The following is a 23,991-nucleotide window of genomic DNA, read 5'->3' as shown; positions in this document are numbered from 1 at the left end:
ACATGATAATATTCATTCTGTCCCAATATAGTAATATTAGTTAATGGTAAAACTCTACTATCGCGGCATGACAGACGAAGATGGCAAGCCCAAAATCGGTCGAAGTGCCAGACTATTAGGAGTTAGACTGGGTGATATTGATATAAATATCAAGCGAATGCCCGTAGATAGTCTAGATGAGCAAGGCTATTTATTACCAGAGTCAGAGCGTGAGTTTCAAGGTGAGCTTGTTGATGTTGCCATTGTAAATACAGGGGGAATGTCCGTTTCTCTGTCCATTGAAGGTTTACCAGCACCTCGCAAACCTGCTAAATTTGGTGGATATGGAAAAGATCCCCTGTGGCAAATTGATGACAGTAACATCACTGGAGATTTACAAGCTGTTCAGGATAGCCCAACCCACGTTAGCATTTCGCCAAGAGTTACAATGTCACTAGAAAGGTACGAATTAGCCTTGGCAAACACCCAAGATGATTGGGAAAGAATTGATTAGAACTAAACAGGAGGTAGGTATGGCATGGATATTTAGTTTATCAGCAGAGTGTGGCTCTGATGAAAGCAGTGCTAAGGAATTTGCTCAATATTTTGGGGAAATAAGAGGATATCAATGGGTACTCATAAATCGTAGTACTTATGTGTTTCGCACGTGTCGCACAGACATTTTTCAAGATATAGAAAACAATTGGTGGTGTCGGGTTTACCCTGAACGGGTTTACTCAGATAATGTTAGCGAAGTGGGAATATATAGCCCTGAAAGTGCTTATTTAATGACAGAGTTAGGTTTGTTATTCTATGAAGCTCTAAAGTTTGATTCTAGCTTTCGTTATGCTTTAGTTGGTGTAGAAGTTGATGAATTTAGAACCTATAGTGAACTAATAGAAGATTTACCTAATTTATCTATTCCAGGATTAGTTTTATCTACAGCACTTGCAGAAGAAGTAGAAACATTACCAGGTTTCCAACCATTTAGTTCTGGTTATGTTTGGCAACCTTACAAAGGGGAAGTTTATAATCCATTAATGACATCTCCAGAATTACAGCGGTTTCCGATTTGATGAAGTACAAAGCTGAATCATGAAACTCTTGTGGTGCGGGCATCTTGCCCGCTAGATATGTACCTCATAACACCGGTAAGTGCTGTAAAAAATAAGCTTGATGAACTTTTAGCTGTAAGTTGAACTTAAACAAAATCTTCTCTCTGCGTCCTCTGTGCCTCTGTGGTTCGATGTCCAAAAAAAAACAGCCGCCCCCTTACGGAAGCGGCCATTATTCAAACTAGGAAAACTACGAAAAGATTTTAGTAATCGTAATCTCCACCACCCATACCAGCGCCAGCAGCAGGAGCGCCATCTTTAGGTTCTGGCTTGTCAACAACAATACATTCGGTTGTTAACACCATACCAGCGATAGAAGCGGCATTTTGCAGAGCAGAACGAGTTACTTTAGCGGGGTCAACAATACCAGCGGCCAACATATCTACAAATTCGTTAGTAGAAGCATTGAAACCAATATTGAAGTCCTTCTCTTTGACTCTTTCTGCAATTACAGCGCCGTTTTGACCAGCGTTTTCTGCAATTCTCTTGAGAGGTGCAGGTAAAGCACGAGCGACAATTAAAGCGCCTGTCAACTCTTCATCTTTGAGGTGGCTATTAGCCCAAACTTCCAATTGAGGAGCGAGGTGAGCCAAGGTTGTACCACCACCGGGAACAATACCTTCTTCTACAGCAGCCTTGGTAGCGTTGATAGCGTCTTCCAAGCGCAGCTTCTTGTCCTTCATTTCGGTTTCGGTAGCAGCACCAACTTTAACTACAGCTACACCACCGGACAATTTAGCCAAACGCTCTTGGAGTTTTTCTTTGTCGTAGGAAGATTCAGTTTCTTCCATTTGACGACGGATTTGTTCGCAACGAGCTTTGACACCAGCTTCATTACCTTCAGCTACAATGGTGGTGCTGTCTTTGGTGATGGTGATGCGGCGGGCTTTACCTAAGCTTTCTAGCTTAGTGGTATCTAGTTTCAAACCAGCGTCTTCGGTGACAAGTTGACCACCAGTTAAGACAGCGATATCTTCTAGCATAGCCTTACGGCGATCGCCAAAACCAGGAGCTTTCACAGCAGCAACGTTAAGAACACCGCGTAAACGGTTAACTACCAAAGTTGCTAAAGCTTCTTTTTCGATGTCTTCAGCGATAATTACCAAAGGACGGCCGGAACGAGCTACTTGTTCGAGGACGGGAACTAAATCTTGGACTAAAGCAATTTTCTTGTCGGTTAACAAGATGAAAGGCTCATCAAAAACGGTTTCCATGCGCTCTGCATCGGTAGCGAAGTAAGGGGAAATATAACCCTTATCAAAGCGCATCCCTTCGGTGATTTCCAATTCGGTGGTCATAGACTTCCCTTCTTCTAGGGAAATTACGCCTTCTTTACCCACCTTGTCCATAGCTTGAGCAATCATGCTACCGACTTCTTCATCGTTACCAGCGGAAATTGCTGCAACTTGAGCGATCGCTTTAGAATCTTCTACAGGGCGGGCGTGTTCAGCAATTTTTTCGACTAAAAACCCAGATGCTTTATCAATACCGCGCTTTAATAAAATCGCATTAGCACCAGCCGCAACGTTGCGTAAACCTTCTTTAACGATAGCGTGAGCCAAAACGGTAGCGGTGGTTGTACCATCACCCGCAGCGTCGTTGGTTTTAGAAGCAGCTTGACGAATCAGAGCCACGCCAGTGTTTTCGATGTGGTCTTCTAATTCAATTTCCTTAGCGATGGTGACACCATCATTAACAATTTGTGGTGCGCCGAATTTCTTTTCTAGAACCACGTTACGACCCTTAGGTCCAAGGGTAACAGCTACAGCTTCAGCCAGAATATCAATACCACGCTCTAGAGCGCGACGGGCGTTTTCGTTGTAAATAATGCGCTTTGCCATAATAAGTCTAAATCCCGATAGTAAATTGAATTTGTCTTCAAATTGGTGAATGGTAAAGAGATAATAGGGAAAACTCTTGACCTATCACCTATCCCTAACTAGCTAACGACTGCTAGAATGTCTTTTTCAGACAGGAGTACATATTCTTCAGTACCCAGTTTGATATCAGTGCCGGCGTACTTGGAGTACAACACCTTATCGCCAATGTTGATGTCCATTGGTTGACGGCTACCGTCGTCATTACGCTTGCCTGGTCCTACAGCGGCGATTTCGCCTACTTGGGGTTTTTCCTGGGCATTATCGGGCAAATACAAACCGCCTGCGGTTTTTTCTTGGGGGGCGCTCACTTTGATGAAAACGCGATCGCCCAGGGGTTTAACGGTGGAAACGCTTAGAGATACAGCTGCCATACAAAATTTCTTGCTTTCTTAGCACTCTCGACTCATGAGTGCTAATTTAGCGAAAGATCGGACATAATAGCAATACCGGCTCATGTACGGGTTTCCGAACTCAGGACAGGGTGGCTGTACTTAAGTGCAAATATCTAATTATTTTAGTTGTCAGGGTTTGTTGCGTAAGTAATGAATATTTTGATATGGACAAATTTATTTGCAAACTTGGGAAATTGTTATAGAACTGTAATCAGGGATCTACTCAATGAGTAACAGCACAGTGATCCACAAACAGCCATCTAATCCCCAAAACTACTAGGGACTAGAGACCAGGGAGCAGGGAACAGGGAGCAGGGAACAGGGAATAATTGCCAATTACCCATGACCCATTCACACAAAAACTCTAGACTTTGTGTAACCACAAACAGATAAATGCTCAATTCTGTTACAAATCCGCTAGTCTAGAACTTGGGGATGTTGTTAACCAGGATTGGGGGAACGATAACCCCATCAGTTATCAGACAGCCTCAATCAAGCATCTTCACAACTCAAGCCAAAAACTTGCGTGTTTGTTGTTCTAGAACGATAATGGTATATTACCTAGATGCGGTCTGGTATGGCCAGTTAAGCCCAAAAGTCATGAGATCAGGTCATCCAAGACCAGTGAATTGGCAATTAGTATGGTGAAAAAATCTGCATTTTTAACCCATACTTTAAAAACCCCCCCGGTTAATGTTGAACCTCTCAATAGAGGCTTCACCACCGAAGGATATAGTAAAGCAGCAGTAGACCAATGAAAGCGCGGGTGAGTTTTGAGCTAGGGTCGTCTTGAAAAAATACCGACTTGTGATTCACAAGGACGATAATTTAATCAGGGTTTTTTAGCCTGTACCTTTCAAATGGACATATAATAGCGCATTATGAAGACTACTGCTATACGTATCCTTACTAGACTTTTTCCGTCCACCTACTAGGATGTTGAAAGTGACTACCACTTTTAAGACTTAGAGGCGATCAAGGTAAGTTCAGTGGGAAAAAGACAACACAATCAAGTCATCCACCATACAGGATAACTATATCAACACCCTAATGGATCGAAGCGCGACAAGTGCCAATGTTATGAAAGAAACCAGCATGAAAGACCAAAAACGACTTCTATTGATTGATGATGACCCCAACCTCATCTTGCTGGTGAAGGATTACTTAGAGTTCCGAGGCTATGAAATCGGAACGGCTGAAAATGGAAGAGAAGCCCTGGATATTCTAGAACATGATGTTCCAGATATGATCATCTGTGACGTGATGATGCCGGAAATGGACGGGTACACTTTTGTCGAACAAGTCCGACAAAACGAACGCACTAGTTGGATTCCTGTTCTTTTCCTTTCAGCTAAGGGTCAAAGTCCAGAGAGAGTTAAGAGTTTAAACAAAGGTGCGGACGTATATATGGTCAAGCCCTTTGAACCGGAAGAACTCGTAGCGCAGGTAGAATCCTCGCTGAAACAAACTATTCGTTGGAAAGAACACCCAACAAAGGGAAGCGACAACGCTTCTCGCATCCAAGTTCCTTTCGACGTTCAGTTAACCCCAACGGAACTGAAAGTTGTACAGTTTGTAGCTAGGGGTTTAGCTAACCGCGAAATCGCTGAAGAATTAAATGTCAGTCAGCGTACTGTTGAAAGCCATGTTTCCAATATGTTGGGTAAAACCAATCTCCACAACCGCACTGAGTTAGCGCGTTGGGCGATTGAAAATCAAATGGCCTAAACGATTTTAGATTTTGGATTTTAGATTTTGGATGATTTATCTAAAGTCTAAAGTCCAGAATTTATAGTTGTGTTTTCTTCCAATTCTAAATATTCTTCTGGAGTGATGTAAAATTGGCAAGAGTCCAACATATTCAAAACCTGACAAACAAGAGAAGATGTAGGGTTAAAACCTGCTATTTATACTAAACTCGCCATTTGCAAAAGATTAGCAGAATTGTGATTTAGTCTTTGGATAAATTCCTTAGTTAGTTTTACCATTACATCGTGGATATCACCATATTTTTGTTTATATGTTAGCTGCATACTAAAATCTAAACTTTCCGCAATTTTCGCTCTTTCTGGGATTTTATTAGAGAAAGTTGGTGGGAAAAAAGGATTGACAATAATAAAATTCAAATTCTGTGTTTGAGAAACAGTACCATTATAACGAGAAATTAAAGTTCCTATGGGGTTGAGGTCATGTTGATAATCTTGATTAAACTTCTCAATCTGTTTTAGTAATAGTTCTAAACCGTGAATTGACATTCGACTAGGAACACAGGGTATAATACAGTAATCACTGGCATAAAAGGCACTTTTGATAATATTATTAATACTGGGTGGACAATCTATTAAAATATAGTCATATTCTGTTAATAATGGATTGATAAGTTGACGTAAAATTGCTATAGAAGTTTCTGGAAAATCTTCCTGAAGTTCAAATAATTTGGAACTACTAGGAATTAGATGTAGACAATTAAAAGAGTTTTTATTTCTGACATTAGAAACTTCTTCTTTAACGATAAATTTCTGATAATTACCATCGCTTAAAAAATGGTCAGCATTTTTAAATAAAAAGGGTAATGTCAATCCTAGATAATTATATTGCCATTCCCAGACCTGTTCAGACATTAAGGCAGTAGTTAAGTTACATTGAGGGTCTAGATCAATAGCAAGAACCCGTTGACCATACATGGTATCCCCTGCTAAATACTCTGACAAGGCCATAACGATGGTAGTTTTACCAACTCCACCCTTGAGATTACAAACACTAATTACTTTAGCTGTCATATTTTTTGGTAGATGCTGTATTTATGGAAATTCTATTATATTTTGACCTGAAATAGTGTGAAGGCAACAGGTTAATTTTTCATATTGTGGTTATGGACTGTGGAAGCAACATCTTACTTAGGAAGTAATTACGCAAAATTAATTACTTGCCCTGGAATATTCTACATATAAATACGTAATTATGTGGTTTTTTAAAAAAAATTTAGTTAAAATACTACCTTGATTTATTTAAAAGTAGTAATTACAAAAGTATTTCTTAATAAAAAATCGAAAATGCTCTAAAATCAAAATTAGATAAAATCTATTTCATCTGGCAATGATTATTAACAGTCCAATAGATAAAAGTTGGCATGGAAAACTTAATTTAGTCTATGCTAATTGCGAAAATTCCACTCAATTAATTTACAATCACCATCAAGCACCTTTTAAGGTACAACGCCCCTTTTACCCAGAAGGACAAGAAATTTGCCATACAGTGATTTTACACACGGCTGGGGGCATTGTAGGGGGCGATCGCCTGACATCTGATATTCACCTCCAACCCCAGACAAACGCCTTAATTACCACCGCAGCCGCAAGTAAAATATATCGTAGTCAGGGCTTACCAGCAAGACAAATTGTCAATATCCAAGTTAATGATCATAGTCATTTAGAATATTTACCCCAAGAAAATATTTTATTTAATGGGGCAATTTATCGCCAAGATTTGCGGGTAGAATTAGGTAAAAATGCCAATTATTTAGGCTGGGAAATTATGCGATTTGGACGCAGTGCTAGAGGTGAGAAATTTTTAGAGGGAGAGATGCGATCGCACACAGAAATATGGCAAAATGATATACCATTATGGATTGATAGACAAATTATCCCTGGTAATGAAGAAGTATTTTACAGTCCCCACGGATTAGCAGGAAACCCAGTTGTGGGGACTTTAATTTGGGTAGGAAATTCCGTTTCTGGAGAAATGATTGACAAAGCCCGTTCTTTAATCATGGAAAATAATTTTTCTGGAGTAACTCGCTTACAACAAGGATTTTTATGTCGCTATCGTGGTAATTCTATATCAGAAGTGAGAAATTGGTTTACAAATATTTGGCAAAATTTACGAATAAATTATCAAAATCGTGGTAATTGTATTCCTAGAGTATGGCAAATTTAAACCAACCACTTCAGGTACAGAGGAAACAAAAATGCAGCTTACACCCCAGGAAAAAGATAAATTATTAATTTTTACCGCTGCTTTAGTCGCGGAGAGAAGGAAAAATAGAGGTTTAAAATTGAATTATCCTGAAGCAGTGGCTTTTATTTCTGCTGCTATTTTAGAAGGTGCAAGAGATGGTCAAACTGTGGCCAATTTGATGAGTTATGGCACGACTTTATTAACACGAGATGATGTTATGGAAGGTGTCCCAGAAATGATTCATGATGTTCAGGTAGAAGCCACTTTCCCTGACGGAACTAAGTTAGTAACTGTACATAATCCCATTCGTTAGAAAAGATTAAAATAGGAGAAAGTACAAATCTAGGAAACAATAATATGAGATTAACATCAATCAATATTAAAGGTTATCGGCCTTTCAAAAATTTTCAAGCACAGTTACAACCACTAGAAATTATTGTTGGTGCTAATGGTGCTGGGAAATCAAGTTTATTTGAATTTCTCAAATTTTTACGAGATAGTCTTTATTATGATATCCCTGCAGAAATTATTTCTGGTTCTATTGGTCAGCAGATTTTTCATATTCCAGGACTAGCTAAATTTGAATGGGATATAGAAATTGATACTGGTCGTCCAATTGGTATTAGATATTTAGGGGAACTTATGGGTCCGGTTGGTCGAACTCAAGTTTCCTATGAAAGAGTAGAATCATCTAAACCATTTAATGATAAATACAAAAATCCATACATATATATGGATATTCGAGGTAATAAAGGAGTAGTTCAAAACCAGGATACAAAAAAATTTACCCAGCAAAAAATAGCATTAAAAAGGTCTAATCAGCTTGCTTTAAGCACAATGAAAAATCCATCATTAGAAGCTTTATATGACTTACGTGAGTATATTCGTGAATGGAGATTTTATAGTTCCTTTAACATAGCAAATCAGAAAATTCGTCAATCAGTTCCCATTGAACAAGAACCAATTTTACATGAAGATGCAGGTAATTTGAGTTCAGTTCTTTTTTCTTTAATGACTGAACATCGTCCAGCATTTGATGAATTACAACAACATTTACGTTCTGTAATTCCTGGTTTTAAAGGATTGACAGTAAAAGCACGTGGTGGACCAGGAGAAGTGATCGCTTTTTGGCAAGAATCAGGAATTGATCAAGAATTAAGTTTAGCTGATTTATCCGATGGAATTTTGCGTTTAATTTGCTGGATTTGTTTATGTGTACACCCAAATCCACCATCTTTAATTTGTATTGATGAACCAGATCAAGGTGTTCATCCTCGCACATTACCTGTTTTGGCTGCTTTATTTGAAAAAGCCTCTGAACGCACTCAAATTTTATTAGCAACTCACTCATCTTATTTTCTGACACAGTTTGATATTTCGCAAATTGCTGTACTCAGAAAAGAAAATGGAGAAGCAAAATTTATTAAACCTGGGGAGTCTCAAGTTTTAATTGATATGCTTAATGATTTTGGTGCAGATGAAATAGAACAATTACACCGTAGTGATGAATTAGAGAGACTTCCATCTAAAAAAATAGTAGAGGAAATATTCAAAAAATATGGTAAAAGCTATAAAGAATCTGTAGATGCACCAAAAATATTAGCAAATGCAAGATATCAAGATATAGCCGAACTATGTCCTCAAGCTTTGAAACCATTTGTCCAATTCTTAGAAAATTTGTAACTTAGGAGAAATCAGATTATGATCCCCGGAGAAATTATTACCCCTACTGGTGAAATAGAATTAAATGCAAATCGTCCAACTACTAAATTAATAGTAGCAAATACAGGAGATAGACCAATTCAAATCGGTTCACATTTTCATTTTTACGAAGTTAATAGTTTTCTACATTTTGATAGAGAAAAAGCGCGAGGAATGAGATTAGATATTCCCGCAGGTACAGCAGTCAGATTTGAACCGGGAGACGAAAAAGAAATCACATTAATTCCCCTAGTCGGTAGCCGCCAAATCTACGGCTTTAATAACAAAATTAACGGAAATCTGTAAATTCTCTCTGCACCGGAAACGTGATCAAAAAAGGATAAAAATATGTCATATAAAATGAACCGCCAAGCCTACGCCGAAACCTACGGACCAACAGTAGGAGACAGAATTAGATTAGCAGACACAGAATTATTTATCGAAGTAGAAAAAGATTTCACAAATTATGGAGATGAAGTCAAATTTGGCGGCGGAAAAGTGATTAGAGATGGTATGGGACAATCCCCAATTTCTAATAGTGATGGTGCGGTAGATTTAGTGATTACTAATGCTTTAATTCTCGATTGGTGGGGTATTGTCAAGGCAGATATTGGGATTAAAAATGGTAAAATTTACAAAATTGGTAAAGCCGGAAATCCCTATATTCAAGATAATATAGATATCATTATTGGACCGGGAACGGAGGCTTTAGCCGGTGAAGGAATGATTCTGACTGCGGGAGGAATTGATACCCATATCCATTTTATCTGTCCCCAACAAATTGATGTAGCCATTGCATCAGGTATTACTACCATGATCGGTGGAGGCACAGGACCAGCTACGGGAACAAATGCCACAACTTGTACTCCAGGACCCTGGAATATTTACAGAATGTTGCAAGCGGCGGACGCTTTTCCTGTTAATTTGGGATTTTTAGGAAAAGGTAATACTAGTCAACCCCAAGGACTGATAGAACAAATCGAAGCCGGGGTGATGGGGTTAAAACTCCATGAGGACTGGGGAACGAATCCTGCAACTATTGATACTTGTTTAACTGCGGCTGATGAATATGATATACAAGTAGCAATCCATACCGATACTTTAAACGAAGCTGGCTTTGTCGAAGATACAATTGCGGCTTTTAAACATCGTGCTATTCACACCTACCACACGGAGGGGGCTGGAGGAGGACACGCACCGGATATTATTAAGGTTTGCGGACAAAGTAACGTTTTACCCTCTTCTACCAACCCTACCCGTCCTTACACCGTTAATACCCTAGATGAACACTTAGATATGTTAATGGTGTGTCATCATCTTGATCCCGCTATTCCTGAAGATGTATCTTTTGCTGAGTCCCGTATCCGTAGAGAAACTATTGCTGCTGAGGATATTCTGCACGATTTAGGCGCGTTTAGTATGATTGCTTCCGATTCCCAAGCGATGGGGCGCGTTGGTGAGGTAATAATTAGAACTTGGCAAACAGCCCATAAAATGAAACTGCAACGCGGAAGCCTTGGTAATGATGGCAATGCAGACAATTTTCGAGCAAAAAGATATGTAGCTAAATACACTATAAATCCAGCAATCACCCATGGAATTTCTGAATATGTGGGGTCTGTAGAAGCGGGAAAATTAGCGGATTTATGTTTGTGGAAACCTGCTTTTTTTGGTGTCAAACCGGAAATTGTCATTAAAGGCGGTATGATTGCTTGGTCACAAATGGGTGATGCTAATGCTAGTATTCCTACACCCCAACCTGTTTATATGCGTCCCATGTTTGGCAGTTTTGCTGGTGCGAGAAATGGGACATCATTAACTTTTGTGTCTCAAGTAGCTTTAGAAAGAGAAATTCCCCAACAATTAGGATTGAAAAAGTTAGCAATTGCTGTTTCGGGAACTCGTCAATTAACTAAAAAGGATATGAAATTAAATGATGCTTTACCTCTTATGGAAGTAGATTCTGAAACATATCAAGTTCGCGCAGACGGTGAATTATTAACCTGTGAACCGGCGACAGTTTTACCCATGGCACAAAGATACTTTCTGTTTTAATTTATGACTGAACAATCTACCGATTACGATAGTCCTTGGAAAGAAATAATTGAACTATATTTCCCCAGTTTTTTAGAGTTCTTTTTTCCCTTAGCTTATGCAGAAATAGACTGGAATCGTCCCTATCAATTTTTAGATAAAGAACTACATCAACTAGAACCAGATGCAGAAATTGGTAAACGATTGGTTGATAAAGTTGCTAAAGTTTGGTTATTGAATGGGGAAGAAGCTTGGGTATTAGTTCATCTGGAAGTACAGGGACAATACGACAGCAAATTTACTGAACGGATGTATACATATAATTACCGCTTGTTTGACCGTCATAAAAAGCGCGTAATTAGTTTGGCCGTTTTAGCCGATGAAGACCCAAATTGGCGACCATCTAGTTATAATTATCAATTAGGAGGGTGTAGAGTTAGTCTAGAGTTTCCTATTGCTAAATTATTAGATTATGAACCATCTTGGTCAAGTCTAGAAACAAGTAAAAACCCTTTTGCTATCGTTGTGATGGCACATTTAAAGAGTAAAGCGACTAAACGCAGTCCTGAAGATAGACTACAATGGAAACTAAGTTTAGTCAGAATCCTCTTAGAAAGTGGTTTGAGTCGGCAAGATATTAGACAATTATTCCGGTTTATTGATTGGATAATGGTCTTACCTGAAGAATTGGCAATTAGTTTTAAAACAGAAATCAAAAGTTACGAAGAGGCTAGAAAAATGCGCTATGTAACCAGTATTGAAAGATTAGCTAAACAAGAAGGAATTGAGGAAGGTCTGCAAGAAGGTCGTCAGTTAGGAGTCATTCAAAGTAGTCAAGATAGCGTGATTGAAGTCTTAGAAACAAGATTTGGTCAAGTACCAATAACTATTATTAATGCAGTGAATAAGATCAATGATTCATCTGTTTTGAAAACACTGCATAAAAGAGCGATTTCTATTCCTTCACTGGCTGAGTTTGAGCAATTATTACCATAGAGTTTAAATGTTGTTATTAATGCAGTAAAAAACATCTGCATTAATAATAATTTTTCTAGAATTTCCGAATTTTATCACCTAGTTATCAACAAAAAATGCTTACTACCGAATTATCAAAACCCCTGGATATTATCAGCAAACAAAGGCAGTTTTTCCAAACAGGTAAAACTAAAGATGTAGCTTTTCGGATTTCTCAATTAAAAATCCTCAAACAATTAGTAATTGAGAATAAAGAGGGAATTATCCAAGCATTAAAAGCGGATTTACATAAACCAGAATTTGAAAGTTACGCGACAGAAATCGGTGTTAATAAAGAAATTGATTATGCCCTCAAACATATCAATAACTGGACAAAACCCCGAAAAGCAGCCGTTCCTCTGGACTTATTCCCCTATTCCGCTAAGATATGTCCAGAACCATTGGGAGTAGTATTAATTATTGGTCCTTGGAATTATCCCTTTCAATTAATCATATCACCTTTAGTTGGTGCGATCGCTGCGGGAAATTGTACGATCATTAAACCTTCAGAACTCGCACCCCATACTTCTGATTTAATCAGCAAACTGATTCAAAAATACTTTCCTCCTGAATATATTACCGTCATTCAAGGAGCAGTAGAAACCAGTCAACAGTTACTAGCCCAAAAATTTGATCACATCTTTTTTACTGGTGGTACAGCCATTGGTAAAATTGTCATGGAGGCTGCTGCAAAACATCTGACTCCAGTTACTTTGGAATTAGGGGGAAAAAGTCCTTGTATTGTTGATCATGACATTAATTTAGAACATACCGCTAAACGCATTACTTGGGGAAAATTTATTAACGCTGGACAAACTTGTATTGCACCTGATTATCTGTTAGTAGATAAAAGAATCAAACCAGATTTAGTCAATGCTTTACAAAAATGTCTCAAGGAATTTTATGGGGAAAATCCCGCTACCAGTCCTGATTATGCCAGAATTATTCATCAAAAACATTTTGAGAGATTAGTTAATTTACTTCAATCTGGTAAAATTATTATTGGTGGAGAAACTAAACCAGAAGAACTTTATATTGCTCCCACCTTATTAGAAAATGTTTCTTTAGAAGATCAGGTAATGCAAGAAGAGATTTTTGGTCCAATTTTGCCTATCATTGAATATACAGATATTAACGAAGCCATTACCCTAATTAACTCCAGACCAAAACCCCTAGCTTTATATTTATTTTCCGAAAATAAAGACTTGCAAAAACGCATTTTACAGGAAACATCATCAGGTGGGGTATGTATTCAGGATACAATAATGCAGGTTGCTGTTTCGTCTCTACCGTTTGGGGGTGTGGGTGATAGTGGGATGGGTAGCTATCACGGTAAAGCGGGTTTCAATACTTTTTCCCATTACAAAAGCGTTTTACAAAACTTCCTGCCTTGGGATATAAATTGGCGATACGCACCCTATAAAGGTAAATTATCGCTGTTGAAACAAATTATTGGCATTTAAGGGCAAATAAACCGCATTTACCCTAAAAACCATAGATTTCGGGAATTAGGGTGAATTTTTAGGAAAATCCTAGGGCAATTCTGTATTTAACTTGAGGATTTTTTATCAATCTTCATCTATACTCAAAATGGCTGAATTATTTGATTTTACAGATAGGGTTTTAGCTGTGCTAAACCCCTACAAATCTAGATTTTTCCTAATCTGGTAAAAATGCAAATCTCAGCCGTTACGAGTATAAATTTATCGCAAGTCCCTATGAGAGATTACGGAATTATGCTTTAAGATTCTTCAGTTTCTTCTTCCTCGTCCGTTGGATAGACGAATTTAGAACGGCCACTCAAAATGGATTTACCGAGGGAGATGGCTTTTTGGGCTTCAACAGCAGCCTTGTGTCTCCAGGTAGCGCGGCGTTTATCTCGTTTAGATTTTGATGTTTTCTTCTTAGGAACAGCCATGACAGCGGATATTGTAATTCTTGACAACCTTCCTATTCTAAGCGATAAAATTCACATCAGGCACTATAGAAATAAGGGAACAGGGAACAGGTTTTAGGCAACTTTACTTTTCGTTACTTATGTCGGTTTTTTTGCGTTCACCTACTTAGGTGTATTTTTATGAGTATTTTTATAGTGTAAAAAATAACTTATGTCAAAAATGAGTTAAAATTACCTAAATAATAAAACATAAGTTAGCTTTGTATGGTGCTAACAGCAATCTCAGTCCAACAATAGCCGATAAAGATGGGATGGTAAATTACTGGGCGATCGCCATTGGCATTAATCAATATCAATTATTTCAACCTCTTGGTTGCGCTGAATCGGATGCTGAGGCAATTAAAGACTTTTTAGTGACACAGGCAGGTTTTCCCCCTGAAAACTGCTTATTAATGACAAACACTTCCCCCCCCATAGGAGATAAATCCTCATACCCCACCAAGGAAAATATTCTGTCGTTACTACAAGAATTGGCGGCTACATTTTGGCAGTCAGAAGACTATTTATGGTTATTTTTTAGTGGCTATGGTGTTAACTACAAAGAACAAGACTATTTAATGCCCGTTGGCGGTGATCCCGAACAAGTTGCTGAAACGGGTATAGAAGTGCGATCGCTCATGCAAAGTCTAGAATTTACCGGCATCAAGGTCTTACTGATCTTCGATATTAACCGGGCTTTTGGGACACAAGCAGATGCACCTGTAGGCCAAGAAATTATCGAACTGGCCGCCCAATTACAAATGGGGGCGATTATTTCCTGTCAACCAGAAGAATTTTCCCATGAAAGTACAGAATTAGGTCACGGTTTCTTCACAGCAGCATTATTAGAAGCTTTGGGATCGGGGAAAGGATACGACTTCAGCGATTTAGCCAGTTATCTGAGTTATCTTACACCCAAACTCTGTCAATACCACTGGCGGCCTGTCCAAAATCCTATCACCGTTATTCCTACTCAAAAACCAGCTATTTTGCCCATCTTGGCATTAGATCGAAACTCCGAAGCCATAATTTTCCCAGAAGCCAGTTTTGCTGTCACCAGAACAGCACCCCCTCTGGAAAATAGTGACTCTAGTACCACCATAGATCAAGCTGGGTGGACAGAAAATGCCTCGGTAGCAACTACCTTAAACAAAATACCAACCGAATCAGTTTCCGAGTCAATTGTTGAAAACAATCACCCCCTAGCAACAGACTCAGCATCCCATTGGGAGGGTAGATTTATCCCTCCCCCTATTACCATAGCCAAAGACCAAGCCTCAAGCCGGTCAGAGATGCCTTTATGGCAACAATTTATCATCTGGGGTGGTGGCAATATGGTGATAGTAGCTTTAATCGCTACATTTTTGCTCCGCCACCATGAGAGTTTCCGGTTTAAAAATTTATCAAAAACAGTATTTAACAATACCTCCAGCAAAACTCAATTTCCCCAGATATCACCCACTACCCAAAACCCCATTGCAGCCCAAATTAGCTTGAATACGGACTCTAAAAAACGGAATCAAGCTATTTTAGAGTTAGAAAAAATGTCTCTTGTTCCCACTCAACCAGGAGATTTGATTATGGCGATCGCCCAAGCCAAAAAAGTTAAATCAAATACACAATTATACGAAGAAGCACAGGAAAATATTCAAGTTTGGTGTCAGATGATTTTAGAGTTGGCACAAGCACAGGCCCAACAAAGAAAATATGAGAACGCTATAGCAACGGCGCAGTTAATTACTAAAAAAGAGCCGCTTTATTCCCAAGCCCAAACTGTCATTAAAAAATGGCAAACCGAAGCCAAGCAGTATGTGAGCAATAAAGCTCTCTTAGATGCAGCCACAGCATTAATTATTCCTGAACAAGCATCTACCTATAATCGTGCCATTGAAGTTGCTAAAAAAATACAACGGGGACAACCCGGTTTTGATATCGCTCAAACATCAATTAACCAGTGGAGTGAAAAAATCTTAGATCTAGCCAAAATCAGGGCTAATCAAGGAGATTTTCACAGCGCTATCGCCACCGCTGCTTTAGTTCCTATAGGTGCAATCCCTTATGAAGATGCTCAGGATGCTATACAAAAATGGCAACTTCAAAAGAATTAGTTCAGTGGTCAGTGGTCAGTGGTCAGTTGTCAGTTGTCAGTGGTCAGTTGTCAGTTGTAAAACGTGAATCACCTATTACCTATTAGCAATACTTTGAAATATCCTCACCACAAGTATCAGCTAGATAGCACATCGCTCTAAATCGCAACCCTACCACTTCTTCATACAAAGGATTGAGTTTACACATTGGCGGAATATGAAACAGGGTTCTACCAAATAGCTTAACATCGCGCTCAAATGGACACTGAGCCGGAATTAATTGACATAAACGGTGAGCTAATTGGCGATCGCTTACTTGGATGCTATCTACCCAATTTCGCAAAGGACGTAAAAATCCCCAAACAGGCTTAGATGCAACATCATGTAAAGGAATCAGATGAGTTTCATCCGCGTCTGTTTGATTCAAAGAAATCCAACTTGATAAAAAAATATTTTTGTTGGTATTTTTAGATACCTTCATGGTAATTATTCTCTTCTTATTAGGGTATTCACCTTACTGATGAATATAGAATATGGCAAGCAACTGAGTCGAAAAACAGCATTATGACGGGAATTTTGTCAAAAATCCCATATACTGCTTCCTTTATTTAAATCTACCTGTTAACACATCACCCAAATTGCAATTTCCCAACGAGTATCCCACTTATTCAATCTTATGGACAAATCGACACAGTTAAGATCTTAGTTAACACATCTGCCTTTGGGTGTGACTTATCTTAATTGTAACACAACTTAATATCTAGGAATCCGGTTTGATTCTTAAAAAGATAGGTAGGGTGTGTTAGCGATAGCGTAACGCACCAAATTCTTGATCATGGTGCGTTACGAATTTCATCCCATAGCCATAGACAACCTATTTACAGCAAATTGTCATCAAACCTGGAACAAGAACCCCACCCCCAACCCCCTCCAATAACAAAAGTTTATCCTTTTCTTCCCCCCGCTGCGGGGAGATTGAGGGGGGTGCGAGGAAGGGGCTAGGATGTACCTTATATGATTGGAAATCGCTGTAATTTTGTATGGCGTAAGTAGGTTGGCGTTAAAAATTGTCGTTATGGCGAGGGAAGAGGGAACGGAGAACAGGGAACAGAAAAGAGGTTTCGAGCAACTTTACTTTTCGTTACATATTTCGGTTTTTTTCCGTTTTTTTTCCTTCACCTACTTAGCCATGCAAGCTATCAGAAATCAAATGGGAATCCTATAGTAATTATTATCAATAATGACGATGCAGGAAAATACTCTTAAATAGGTAAATTCAGGCATAGACACCAATATTATGCTAAATTTTTCCGCAAAGCAGTGATATTGTTCTTGATGTTTACCTGTAGTCCTCTAGGCTTATTGATAGTTCTGAGCTTCCCTGTGGTATCCTCTTTGCTTTCTTTCTCGACGACACCATAGCCCTAATTCTTACACCCCTTAACCTAAGTCTAACTCTATCTTTAGACCTAAATCCCAGCGATAGGGGAATCTTGAATCTACTGAATTTGTAGATGATCAAGTTTGGTTAGAAGTTTGGCTCAAGGTCGTGAGATATAAACGAGAAAGGTAAAGGTAAGGCTATTTTGGCTAACCTGACTTTCTTATTCCCTTAATTAATTTGGGTTAATTGTGTGACAATCTCTTGTATAAGTAAGCAAAGCGGGTGGCGGGAATCGAACCCGCATTATTAGCTTGGAAGGCTAAAGTTTTACCACTAAACTACACCCGCAAATTTCTAACTTTATCAATATAACATGGATTTTATAAAACCGCAAGCATTTATTGGGAATTTATTGGATCAATTTTGAGTTTGAGGCCAATGCAGCAGAATTGAGGAGTCAGGAGTAAAACTACTTTAGTGTCTGTCTTTGAACTTAGACTATGTACCTCATTGATTTACAATCTGCTGTATTTAAAATAAATTGCTTAAATCTGGTTTTTATCCATCTTGATTATTATCAGCAAGAAAACTCTCTGGTGCGAATATCTGATTAATTGCTTGCTTATAACCCTTGGTATCATTTTAATTTAAAAGTTAGATATAATTAAAATGGCATTTCAGTATAACTGGCAACAGTTTAGAGTATAAATCAAATTAATCCCTAACTAGCTTTGAAATCCTGGTTTTTTCACCCTCCCCACCCCCAATTAAGCTCAAAAACTGGTAATCTATCTGTTGGACTACTTCAAATTCGTGTAGCTACACCTGATGATGTGATGAGTATCGCCCAAATTGTCGCTGAAAGTTTTCACTCCCAAAAGGGTTTATGGGGTTGGGCTTTCCCTTTATTTCGTTTGGGCGTTTACGAAGATTTAAGGTATCGTCTCCAGTTTCCCACACATCATCATGTTTGTTTGGTTGCTGTTGATACTACCACTAAAGATCCTGAAATCATGGGAACTATAGAAATGGGTGTGAGAACCAGTAATTCTTGGTATGGTATCAGCAAATGTTTTCCTTACTTATCTAATTTAGCAGTTCACCCCAATTACCGGAGATTGGGTGTGGCTTCTAGCTTGCTAATTCACTGTGAGCAAATTTCCCAAGAATGGGGATTTCAAGACCTATATCTCCATGTCTTGGAAAATAATCATCAAGCTCGTCAGCTTTATTGTAAGTTAGCATATCGGGTGTATAAAGTCGAGTCTCTTTGGAACGCGCTTTTACTTAATCGCTCGCGGGAGATCTTGCTACATAAACATCTACATCTACGATAAAGCTGCTTGTATCCGTTCTATTGTGCGATTGTTCTCTGCGGGTGTACCAATGGTGATTCTTAACCCGTTGGGTAGAAGTCTAATTAATGTACCTTGACTTCTAAGCTTTTGGTTGAGATTCGTTAAAACGTGATTTTCTGCGTCCTGATAGCCAGGTTTAACACGCAAGTAAATAAAGTTAGTTCTGCTGGGTGTAATTTCTAAGATTGAGTGTGCTGATAAAGCTGTAATTAGTTTGGTTCTTTCATTCAGGGTTTGGGGAATTAACTGTAATAAAAGTTGCCGATTTTCCAAAGCCATGAGAGCGGAAGCAATGGAAAAACTAGGAAGATTGTAAGGAAGACGGACTTTTTCTAAAATAGCGATCGCTTGTGGATGTGCGATACAATACCCTACACGCATGGCTGCAAGACGGAAAGCTTTAGAAAAAGTACGTAATATTATCCAGTGAGGATGTTGTAATAATTCTGCTGCTAGAGTAGTTTGGCTAAATTCAAAGTAAGCTTCGTCAATGACTACTAAAATTTCTTCTGGTAAACTTTTTAACCATGTTATTTCCGCTGCTGTTAAGCAATTAGCTGTAGGGGAATTGGGGTGGACGACAAAAACGACGCGAATGGGGGGATTTTGGGTTTGTATAATTGCAGATTTTGCAGCTTCTAAATCAGTTTCAAAATTGTGTTGATTTCTCCCAATTGTCACCACAGAAATTCCCAAAGTTTGGGCTAAAATTGCATACATTGAGAAAGTGGGATTAGCGACTAAGATAGAACCTTCTCCTCTTAAACAAGTCGCAATTAATAGGGATCTAATTAATTCATCAGAACCGTTACCAACGGAGATATTAGCAGCAGTGAAAGTTGAATTTGACAGATTTGCTGATTCATTAACATATTCAGATATAGCATTTTTCAGAGATTCATGACCACCATCTGGATAACGATTAGTTTCGATAATTTGTTGATAAATAAAAGCTAATTTTTCTTTGATTTCTGGTGGTAGATCTAAAGGACTTTCATTAGTATCTAATCTGTCAAATTGGATATTAACTGGTTCAGTGCTATCACTTCCGGGGTGAGGTTTGTAAGCATTAAGTTGGGATAAATCAGAGCGAATAAATTTGAGATTTTGCATTGGTAATAGTAAAAAGGTCTTAATTAACTTTTATTGTTCATAATAGCTGACAAAATAGAGAAATTTCTTGCCAGATTTCTTGACTAACATTCCCTAAAGCGTGATCACTATTGAACTCTTTTAATTCTACCCAAGAACGGGAATTAGAAAAAGAGCGACTAACCTCCACAGGGATTACTTTATCATATTTACCATGTAAAATCAAGGTCGGGAGGGGACGTTGTAATAAATCTTCTGAATATTGGTGAGCATCCTTAACAAAATTATAATGTAGAGGGAGTAATTCTTGATAGCCATAATGGTAAATCATCATATATTTTGTTAATTCCCATAATTTTAATCCTGTTCCTAATTTTGGTAACCAATGGGATAAAAAACCGAAAGCTGGTGCTAATAAAATTAGTCGTTTTACTTGTAAATATTCTTGTGCTATGTGAGCAGATATCAAACCTCCTAAACTAGAACCAATCAGGGTGACAGGTTGAGAATCTGGAGGAAAATTATTAGTAACTTGTTGAATTTGTCGAGTTATAGTTAAATCAGAAAATCCACCTCTATTTAAGTCAGGAATAGACATTGATATTTGGAGTTGTGATAATCTTTGTTGAATATCTTGGGCTTTTTTGGATTTAGGACCAGAAGCGAAACCGTGAAGATAGAGATAATTCATAATTAGGTAGTTTTTATGGCATTAATTACAGAATCTATCACAGTATAAACACAGGAAATAGCGATCGCATTACCAGTTAATTAAGGAAAACAAGCTAATAATATATCATGGTCAGGAATATCATTTTCATCAACTTTTGTAATATCTCCCGTAGGTATTTCTCCAAAGTTTTCTAAATAGATTTTTTGAGTATCTAAATCAATATCACTACCAAAAACACATTCCCAGGGAAGATTATAATTAGGACAAATCCTTTCAATTGCTAATCTAAACGCACCCGTACCACTAAATAAAGCTATAAATTTTATCATGATCTAGCGTGTGAATACCTCTTTTTCTCCACCTCCGCGTCCTCTGTGTTCTCTGTGGTTCGTTCATAAACATCCGTTCCCAACCCACTAAAGATTAGTATATTTATAAAATAAACTCAAATAAACCAGACTTACCCGATTAAAATAATATTCAGCGATTGTAGTCATAACTCTAGTTCTCTATTGTCAACGCTACAGAAGATTTAGGTTGAAGCTTTGGGTACTTGATTAAACGGTGCGTTAGCGATAGCGTAACGCACCCTACAAAATAGACAACAAATACTATCTCATAGTGACAAATTCCTCTGCTGCGGAGGGGTGAATACCCACGGTAGCATCAAAATCAGCCTTAGTTGCACCCATTTTAACAGCTATAGCTACACCTTGAATAATCTCTGCTGCATTGTCTCCCACCATGTGAGCGCCTAAAATCTTATCAGTTTGATTATCTACAATTAATTTCATCATGGTTTTTTCTTGCTTACCCGCTAAAGTGTAATACATTGGGCGGAAACTGGTACGATAGATTTTAATATCATCACCATACTTTTCCCTAGCTTGAGATTCTGTTAAACCCACTGTAGCGGCTTCTGGAGTGGTAAATACCGCTGTGGCCACGGTTTCATGACTAAATTCCCGACGGTTATCACCAAATTCACTATCAGCAAAAGCGCGTCCTTCACCAATAGCAACCGGAGTTAAATTTAGTCTGTCCGTAACATCACCAACAGCGAAGATATGAGGTTGACAAGTTTGACTATACTCATTTACGGCTATAGCATTGGAAATACTGTATCCAGGTCCTGCTTCTGAACTGGGAACACAGTCAAGTTGAGCATTTTCTAAACCTAGTCCTTCAATATTGGGACTACGACCGGTTGCTACTAAAAATACATCAGCAATAATTGGTTCTTGATTTTCTCCAGATAAGGTTAATTTTAACCCCTCTGTCACTTTTTCTATGGCTGTGACTTCGGTATTTTGAATAATGCGAATACCATGATTTGTCATTCCTTCTTGGATACTGGTGCGAATATCTTGGTCAAAACCATTTAAAATCTGTTCTTTACGAATAATTTGCGTCACTTCTGAACCTAAACCGCGCATAATACAAGCAAATTCACTCCCAATGTAACCAGCGCCAATAATAGCGATATGTTTTGGTTGAGTTTTCAAGTGAAAAATCTCATTAGAGGTAATAGCGTGTTCTATACCTGGTATTTCTGGTTTTATAGGACGACCACCGACAGCAATTAAAATTTTATCTGCTGTATATTTGTTACCGTTAACTTCAACTGTATGAGGATCTATAAAGGTAGCACGACCAGAAATTAATTTTACACCAGCTTTTTCTAAAAAACTGATGTGTAGTTTTGAAAGTCTGTTAACTTCATTATCTATAGATGTAATAAAATGTTCCCAATCAAATTTTACATCTCCTACTGTCCAACCATAACCTGCTGCTTCTTGAAATTGAGCAGGAAAATGAGAACCATACACCATAAGTTTTTTAGGTACACAACCGCGAATTACACAAGTACCACCAACTAAATCATATTCAGCAATTGCTACTTTTGCACCATAACTAGCTGCGCGTTTAGAAGCAGCTAAACCACCTGAACCAGCACCAATGACAAACAGATCATAATTAAAGCTCATAATTCTCTACCTCTTTTAGCCAAACAATTAACAATGTATTATAACTTATTAACAGTGTATTCTAAACAATTGACAATGTATTATAACTTATTAATAATGTAATGTAAACAATTAACAATTAAATGTTATTAATAACTACTGATTAATGATCATGAATTACTGACTATTGACGAATATAGTGTTTTTTAATTTAATGAAGTACAAATTTAGCAAATTATATTTATCAGTAGTTTATCCATTGTTGCTACTGTACCTCACCAGCCCGAAAAAGGCTATAATTACATAAACATCGCTGTAAGTCCTGTTAGCTGCTTTTAATCCCAGTTTGATAGGAGAGTGTTATTCAGCACAGTAATTATTATGGGCTTCTTTTAAGGTATCCTTGACTTGTTTTACTAACCAATCAGGATTTAAAATCCTAGCACTAGCACCGTACTGTAGCATTCTTTGACGGAACCAAAATATACAGTCTTCCTGAGTTGAAATATCAACATGTTCTGTAGTTTCTAGTGAGGAAATAACTATTTCATGGGGTCTGCGGGGTCTATAACTCGCTAAATCTCCTTTAAGACGGTAGATAATCTCTAGAGTAGGAAATTTACTATAAGTCCAGGGTATCTGGGAAATTCCACCAACTCTACTAATCCTGTCCACTCTCAAAGTGATATTCTGTTCAGCATTGGGTCTGGTTTCTAAGTGATAACTCTGAAAATCGGGAACTAAAGCAAATAAATAGAGAACACCGTTATGTAATCTCAGTTCGGACTTATCTAAATCCCAGAGTGTTTCTTTACCTTTTGTGCTGCGATACCAAACCACAAAGCGGCGTTTTTGCTGAAATCTTTGCTGTAACTGATGCACAATTTGATTTATCTTATCTTCACTATAATCTGTGGGGGGGTGAAAATCTGTGGTTACAGTGGGAGATTTGGGTTGTTCCCGAAAGTTAGCAATTTGGTAAATGTGTCCTGCTTCTGAAGAAAACCCCATACTCGCTAATAACTCAGAGGCCATTGCTAATGCTTGTCTTTGTTCTGTTGATAATATTGTAGGAAATATTGAGGTAATTAATTGATAGGGACGATTAGGCGCTGATGTAATTTGAAAACCGCAGTCTTTTAGTTTCTTGATGGTGCGAGTGATTTTCTGGGATAAGTCACAATCTGCAAAACCGCGATCGCTTAATGCTACCATTAACTCTGATTTTTTTAAGGGTTTTTCTGCTAGTAGTTTTAATATCTCTAGTGGGAACTCCATTTGATTAGATTTATGAGGTTGAGATGAGATTTTAACTGGTATTTTATGTCTATAAATGAGAATATGCAAGCGATCGCCTAACTGTAGGATTAATAGGATTAATTCTGTGTTTTCAATGTTAATTTGTAACTAATACAAAAAGAA

At 38.0% G+C, this 23,991-nt stretch carries 22 protein-coding genes and 1 tRNA gene; 12 read left to right on the top strand and 11 right to left on the bottom strand.

All coding sequences use genetic code 11. The annotated features are described in order from the left end of the window. Positions 1–43: 43 nt before the first annotated feature. Both H6G25_RS06650 and H6G25_RS06645 read left to right on the top strand, forming a co-directional pair. Positions 44–493, top strand: a complete 450-nt coding sequence (locus H6G25_RS06650) for a hypothetical protein (RefSeq protein WP_190388187.1) — start codon at positions 44–46, stop codon at positions 491–493. 19 nt (positions 494–512) lie between these two features. Further along, the gene (locus tag H6G25_RS06645; RefSeq protein WP_190388186.1) at positions 513–1,055 is read left to right on the top strand and encodes a hypothetical protein; all 543 of its coding nucleotides are present in this window, start codon (positions 513–515) and stop codon (positions 1,053–1,055) included. A gap of 242 nt (positions 1,056–1,297) precedes the next feature. Here H6G25_RS06645 and groL read toward each other — a convergent pair whose 3' ends face one another. Continuing rightward, positions 1,298–2,935: a chaperonin GroEL gene (gene groL / locus H6G25_RS06640; RefSeq protein WP_028088633.1), complete on the bottom strand. Its 1,638-nt coding sequence runs from the start codon at positions 2,933–2,935 to the stop codon at positions 1,298–1,300. A 98-nt stretch (positions 2,936–3,033) separates the two neighbouring features. Further along, entirely contained in the window at positions 3,034–3,345 is a 312-nt protein-coding gene (gene groES, locus H6G25_RS06635) for a co-chaperone GroES (RefSeq protein WP_028082734.1), read from the bottom strand. A 1,071-nt stretch (positions 3,346–4,416) separates the two neighbouring features. On the opposite strand from groES, the gene H6G25_RS06630 reads away from it, so the two are divergent. Continuing rightward, positions 4,417–5,094, top strand: coding sequence for a response regulator transcription factor (locus H6G25_RS06630; protein ID WP_190391796.1), 678 nt, complete (start codon positions 4,417–4,419; stop codon positions 5,092–5,094). A 179-nt stretch (positions 5,095–5,273) separates the two neighbouring features. Here H6G25_RS06630 and H6G25_RS06625 read toward each other — a convergent pair whose 3' ends face one another. Beyond that, entirely contained in the window at positions 5,274–6,146 is an 873-nt protein-coding gene (locus tag H6G25_RS06625; protein ID WP_190391795.1) for a ParA family protein, read from the bottom strand. A gap of 316 nt (positions 6,147–6,462) precedes the next feature. On the opposite strand from H6G25_RS06625, the gene H6G25_RS06620 reads away from it, so the two are divergent. The 7 genes from H6G25_RS06620 to H6G25_RS06590 all read left to right on the top strand — a co-directional run bounded on the left by H6G25_RS06620 (position 6,463) and on the right by H6G25_RS06590 (position 13,535). Further along, positions 6,463–7,302, top strand: a complete 840-nt coding sequence (locus tag H6G25_RS06620) for an urease accessory protein UreD (RefSeq protein WP_190391794.1) — start codon at positions 6,463–6,465, stop codon at positions 7,300–7,302. A 31-nt stretch (positions 7,303–7,333) separates the two neighbouring features. Beyond that, entirely contained in the window at positions 7,334–7,636 is a 303-nt protein-coding gene (ureA, locus tag H6G25_RS06615) for an urease subunit gamma (RefSeq protein WP_028090420.1), read from the top strand. A 44-nt stretch (positions 7,637–7,680) separates the two neighbouring features. Next, positions 7,681–9,006 carry an AAA family ATPase gene (locus H6G25_RS06610; protein WP_190391793.1) on the top strand — a complete coding sequence of 442 codons (1,326 nt, stop codon included), beginning with the start codon at positions 7,681–7,683 and terminating at the stop codon, positions 9,004–9,006. An 18-nt stretch (positions 9,007–9,024) separates the two neighbouring features. After that, positions 9,025–9,330, top strand: coding sequence for an urease subunit beta (locus tag H6G25_RS06605; protein ID WP_190391792.1), 306 nt, complete (start codon positions 9,025–9,027; stop codon positions 9,328–9,330). Positions 9,331–9,372: 42 nt separating this feature from the next. Beyond that, positions 9,373–11,079, top strand: a complete 1,707-nt coding sequence (ureC, locus tag H6G25_RS06600; protein ID WP_190391791.1) for an urease subunit alpha — start codon at positions 9,373–9,375, stop codon at positions 11,077–11,079. Between the two features lie 3 nt (positions 11,080–11,082). Then, complete coding sequence (locus tag H6G25_RS06595; protein WP_190391790.1) at positions 11,083–12,054, top strand: transposase; 972 nt, start codon at positions 11,083–11,085, stop codon at positions 12,052–12,054. A gap of 95 nt (positions 12,055–12,149) precedes the next feature. Further along, positions 12,150–13,535 carry an aldehyde dehydrogenase gene (locus H6G25_RS06590; RefSeq protein ID WP_190391789.1) on the top strand — a complete coding sequence of 462 codons (1,386 nt, stop codon included), beginning with the start codon at positions 12,150–12,152 and terminating at the stop codon, positions 13,533–13,535. A gap of 278 nt (positions 13,536–13,813) precedes the next feature. On the opposite strand, the gene rpmF is transcribed toward H6G25_RS06590, so the two are convergent. Then, positions 13,814–13,990: a 50S ribosomal protein L32 gene (gene rpmF, locus H6G25_RS06585; RefSeq protein ID WP_190391827.1), complete on the bottom strand. Its 177-nt coding sequence runs from the start codon at positions 13,988–13,990 to the stop codon at positions 13,814–13,816. 290 nt (positions 13,991–14,280) lie between these two features. On the opposite strand from rpmF, the gene H6G25_RS06580 reads away from it, so the two are divergent. Further along, the gene (locus H6G25_RS06580) at positions 14,281–16,116 is read left to right on the top strand and encodes a caspase family protein (RefSeq protein WP_190391826.1); all 1,836 of its coding nucleotides are present in this window, start codon (positions 14,281–14,283) and stop codon (positions 16,114–16,116) included. Between the two features lie 82 nt (positions 16,117–16,198). On the opposite strand, the gene H6G25_RS06575 is transcribed toward H6G25_RS06580, so the two are convergent. Then, positions 16,199–16,576, bottom strand: a complete 378-nt coding sequence (locus H6G25_RS06575) for a Mo-dependent nitrogenase C-terminal domain-containing protein (protein ID WP_190391788.1) — start codon at positions 16,574–16,576, stop codon at positions 16,199–16,201. A 1,180-nt stretch (positions 16,577–17,756) separates the two neighbouring features. Further along, positions 17,757–17,827: transfer RNA gene (locus H6G25_RS06570), tRNA-Gly, on the bottom strand. A 383-nt stretch (positions 17,828–18,210) separates the two neighbouring features. Here H6G25_RS06570 and H6G25_RS06565 point away from each other — a divergent pair. After that, positions 18,211–18,816, top strand: a complete 606-nt coding sequence (locus tag H6G25_RS06565; protein ID WP_190391787.1) for a GNAT family N-acetyltransferase — start codon at positions 18,211–18,213, stop codon at positions 18,814–18,816. Here H6G25_RS06565 and H6G25_RS06560 read toward each other — a convergent pair. From H6G25_RS06560 to H6G25_RS06540, 5 genes are all read right to left on the bottom strand, one after another. Further along, entirely contained in the window at positions 18,808–19,950 is a 1,143-nt protein-coding gene (locus H6G25_RS06560) for a histidinol-phosphate transaminase (protein WP_190391786.1), read from the bottom strand. The genes H6G25_RS06565 and H6G25_RS06560 overlap by 9 nt on opposite strands. 37 nt (positions 19,951–19,987) lie before the next feature. Further along, positions 19,988–20,620, bottom strand: coding sequence for a YqiA/YcfP family alpha/beta fold hydrolase (locus H6G25_RS06555; RefSeq protein ID WP_190391785.1), 633 nt, complete (start codon positions 20,618–20,620; stop codon positions 19,988–19,990). Positions 20,621–20,700: 80 nt separating this feature from the next. Next, entirely contained in the window at positions 20,701–20,931 is a 231-nt protein-coding gene (locus H6G25_RS06550) for a DNA cytosine methyltransferase (protein WP_190391784.1), read from the bottom strand. A 282-nt stretch (positions 20,932–21,213) separates the two neighbouring features. After that, complete coding sequence (gene gor / locus H6G25_RS06545) at positions 21,214–22,590, bottom strand: glutathione-disulfide reductase (RefSeq protein ID WP_190391783.1); 1,377 nt, start codon at positions 22,588–22,590, stop codon at positions 21,214–21,216. A gap of 339 nt (positions 22,591–22,929) precedes the next feature. Beyond that, positions 22,930–23,847: a WYL domain-containing transcriptional regulator gene (locus tag H6G25_RS06540; protein ID WP_242034898.1), complete on the bottom strand. Its 918-nt coding sequence runs from the start codon at positions 23,845–23,847 to the stop codon at positions 22,930–22,932. Positions 23,848–23,991 lie beyond the last annotated feature (144 nt).

The organism is Dolichospermum sp. FACHB-1091 (assembly GCF_014697585.1).
In the GTDB taxonomy this organism is placed as follows: domain Bacteria; phylum Cyanobacteriota; class Cyanobacteriia; order Cyanobacteriales; family Nostocaceae; genus Dolichospermum.
This window is presented reverse-complemented; position numbering and strand designations above follow the sequence as displayed.